General features: G+C 35.8%; 1 protein-coding gene. It reads left to right on the plus strand.

The window, feature by feature from the left end:
* Positions 1-65: 65 nt before the first annotated feature.
* A partial coding sequence (locus BHE19_RS07670; protein WP_233431363.1) for a non-ribosomal peptide synthetase occupies positions 66-3977 on the plus strand: 3912 nt, incomplete at its 3' end.

A 3977-nucleotide genomic window follows, 5' to 3' on the forward strand; every position in this document is an offset into this window, starting at 1 on the left:
ATAAAGAAATAGTACAAAACCAATTAAAGCTAAGTTTACCTGAGTATATGGTTCCACAATTGTGGGTGACCTTAGAAGTAATGCCATTAACCACTAATGGTAAGCTGGATAAAAAAGCATTGCCAGACCCGGAAAACTCAGAATTGTCAACCAGTAAATATATTGCTCCTCGAAACGAAACAGAGAATCAATTAGTAACGATTTGGCAGGGATTATTGGGTATAGAAAACATAGGGATTCATGATAATTTCTTTGAGCTTGGAGGGCATAGTTTATTAGCTGTTCAATTAATATCCCGCTTGCAAGCGTTGGATTTTCATATAAAAGTAAAAGATATTTTTGCTGGTCCTACGATAGCGTCTATTAGCGATAAGTTATCTTCTATATCTTTAGTTTATAGTGTTCCTCCTAATGGAATTAAAATTACAAGTGATCGTATTATTCCATCAATGGTACCCTTATTAAGTGATTTTAGTCAGGATGATTTAGATCAATTAGTAACAATGGTTCCAGGTGGTGTTTCAAATATTGAAGACATCTATCCATTATCTCCCTTACAGGCAGGAATTCATTTTCATAATTTGATGAGCGATCCTAATCAGGGAGACCTCTACATTGTTCCAAGTTTGCTTTCCTTTTCTGATTCGGCAAAGAGAGCGGCTTTTATCAAGGCATTGCAATTTGTAGTGAACCGTCATGATGTTTTACGTACTTGCTTTTTGAGTGATGACCTGCCAAATGCTGTTCAGGTAGTATTACGAGAAGCAAAATTAGTAGTAGATGATTTAGATTTAGATAAGTCCAAAGCTATTTTACCACAATTGGAACTACTTATCACTTCTGGTAGTCACTGGATGGACATCTCAAAAGCTCCATTATTAGAATTGAAATCGGCTGATGATCCAATTAATGAATGTTACTATTTAATAGTGTATCAACATCATTTGATAATGGATCATGTTGGTTTAGAGGTTATTACTCAGGAGATAATGTTGTATCTGTCAGGAGAAGGAACAAATCTTCCAACTCCGGTTTTATACCGTGATTTTATTGGCCACACATTATATGCACAAGCAATCAATGATGGTGAATCCTATTTTAAATCTTTATTTGAAGGAATAGAAGAACCAACGTATCCATTTAATTTATCCAATGTTTTAGGCGATGGTAGTCTGAAGCAGTCCATTAGTTTCCTTTCTCGTGATGTCAGTATATCATTGCGTAATACCTGTTTTAAACTTGGTATTAGTCCTGCAATATTATTTCATGCCGCTTTTGGTTTAGTTACAGCTAAATGCAGTAATAGAGAATATGCTGTCTTTGGTTCTTTATTTTCGGGGCGTTTGCAAGGCTCTTTGGGGGCCGCGGATTCTTTAGGTTTGTTTATCAACACCCTTCCGGTTATTTTGAAAATAAAAGGGACTGTTAAAGAATATTTAGAGGAAGTAAAGATAAAATTGGAAGAATTGTTATCCTATGAGCAAACTCCTTTATCCGAAATCCATCATTGGAGTAGTATCTCAAATGAGACAGCTTTATTTAGTGCACTGTTAAATTACCGTCATTCTTCATCATCTTTATCAGAAGAAAATAATACTGGAAACATAGATTTAGGTATTACGGTTATTGGAAGCCATGAAAAAACAAATTATCCATTTAATTTAAGTGTAGATGATTTTGGTGTTGATTTTGGATTAAAAGTATTAGTCGATGAAAGTATAAGTGCTGATCGCATACTTGCTTATATGGAAGAAGCATTGAATCAGCTTATGGAAGCAGCTACAAATGAAAAAGTAGCTGTTGAAACTCTAAGTATATTAAGCAAAGAAGAAAAATATCAAGTATTAGATATTTTTAATACTGCACAAGTAGCATATCCTTTAGACAAATCGCTAGTAAATTTGTTCGAAAAACAAGTTGAGCAGACTCCAGATGCCATAGCTATAGTTTATAAAGATAAAAAAATAAACTATAAGGAGTTAAGTGAAATTTCAAATCAATTAGCACATTACTTATTAGCACATATTAAAAGCAATGAGGATAATTTTATTGGAGTAACTTTAGAGCGTAGTGACTGGTCAATTATATCGTTTTTAGCAATATTAAAAACGGGATCGGCTTATGTACCAATAGATGCTAATTATCCGGCAGAAAGAAAAGAATATATTGAAAAAGATAGTAACTGTTGTATTATCATAGATGAGTTATTCCTGGATTTGTTTAAAAAAGAAAGGTCTAATTATCCGGATCATTTACCTGAAATTGTTATAAAAGCAGATGATTTAGCTTATGTTATTTACACATCAGGGACAACAGGAAAGCCTAAAGGAGTAATGGTAGAGCATCGCTCGGTTATAAACTTATGCTTTAATATAATTAATACTTTTCAAACTAATAAGTTTACGGTATTTTCCCAACTAATTTCTTTATCATTTGATGCGTCAGTTTCTGAAATCTACCCATCGCTAATTTCAGGGAGCGTGTTGCATATAATTGATGATGAAATTAAAAAAGAGGGCACACTTGTCGATTATATTAAAATAAATGAAATAAACCATCTGACTATACCTTCAGATTTATTTGGACAATTAGCATGGGAAGAATTACCAGCTTTGAAAAGCGTTCATATTGGAGGTGGTGTTTCTTCTTACAATACGCTAAATGAATGGAGTGAGATAGGAACACTGGTTAATGGATACGGACCTACAGAGTGTACTGTATGTGCTACAATGCACAACTTTAAGGAAGGAGATTTGAATACTAATATTGGGAAGCCTCTGGATAATACGAAGATCTATATTCTTGATGCTTCAAATATTTTAGTACCAATAGGCGTAATTGGCGAATTGTGTATCGGAGGAGCTCAGGTAGCCCGAGGATATTTGAACAAGGAAGAATTAACAAAGGAAAAATTTATAGCAAATCCATTCAAAGAGGGAGAGCGAATTTATAAGACAGGCGATTTAGCGCGTTGGCTTCCGGATGGTAACATAGAATACATCGGCAGAAAAGACGATCAGGTTAAGATTCGCGGCTATAGAATAGAATTAGGCGAGATTGAAAACGCCTTATCTTCTTTAGCGGGCGTAAACCAATATTGTGTTCTGGCCAAAGAAGATACAGCAGGCAATAAACGTTTGGTTGGTTATGTAGTTTTAGAAGGAGCATTAGACAAAGAGCAATTACAAAACCAATTAAAGTTGAGCTTACCGGAATACATGGTTCCTCAATTGTGGGTGACTTTAGAAAAAATGCCGCTCACCAGTAACGGAAAGCTGGATAAAAAAGCATTGCCGGATCTGGATGGTTCAGACTTATCGAGTACCGAATACGTCGCTCCGCGTAATGAGACAGAAGAGCAGTTGGCAGCAATCTGGCAAAACCTGTTAGGTCTAGAACAAATAGGAATTTATGATAACTTTTTCGAGCTCGGAGGTCACAGTTTGCTGGCTACACGTTTAGTTTCAATGATCCGTAAGGAGTTAATAATAGAAGTATCCATCCGCGAAGTATTTGAACATGCCACAATCTCAGACTTAGGAACCCATATAGCGGCACAGTCTGAAGTGGTTTTATTACCAGGTATTGTTGCAGAAGAACGTCCGGCTCGTATTCCTTTATCGTTTAGTCAGGAACGATTATGGTTTTTGGATCAGCTGCAAGGCAGTACCGAATACCATATCCCTATAGTTTTGAGTTTAGAAGGGGCCTTAGATATATCGCTGCTGGAACAAACTCTTCATGGTATTGTTTCGCGCCATGAAGTCTTACGCAGCATGCTTTTATCAGAAGAAGGTATCGGTTATCAGCAAATCATCAGTGCAGAAGGCTGGTCACTGGATACGGATACGGTATCGGATGAATTAGTATTAAAAAATCATATCGCCCACTATGCCCATAAACCTTTTGATTTATCTAAAGACTATAAACTGCGCGCGTGTTTATACACCTTAGAGAATCAGAAATATGTTTTGGCC

Origin of the sequence: Flavobacterium tructae, assembly GCF_001853485.1 — a bacterium.
In the GTDB taxonomy this organism is placed as follows: Bacteria; Bacteroidota; Bacteroidia; order Flavobacteriales; family Flavobacteriaceae; genus Flavobacterium; species Flavobacterium tructae.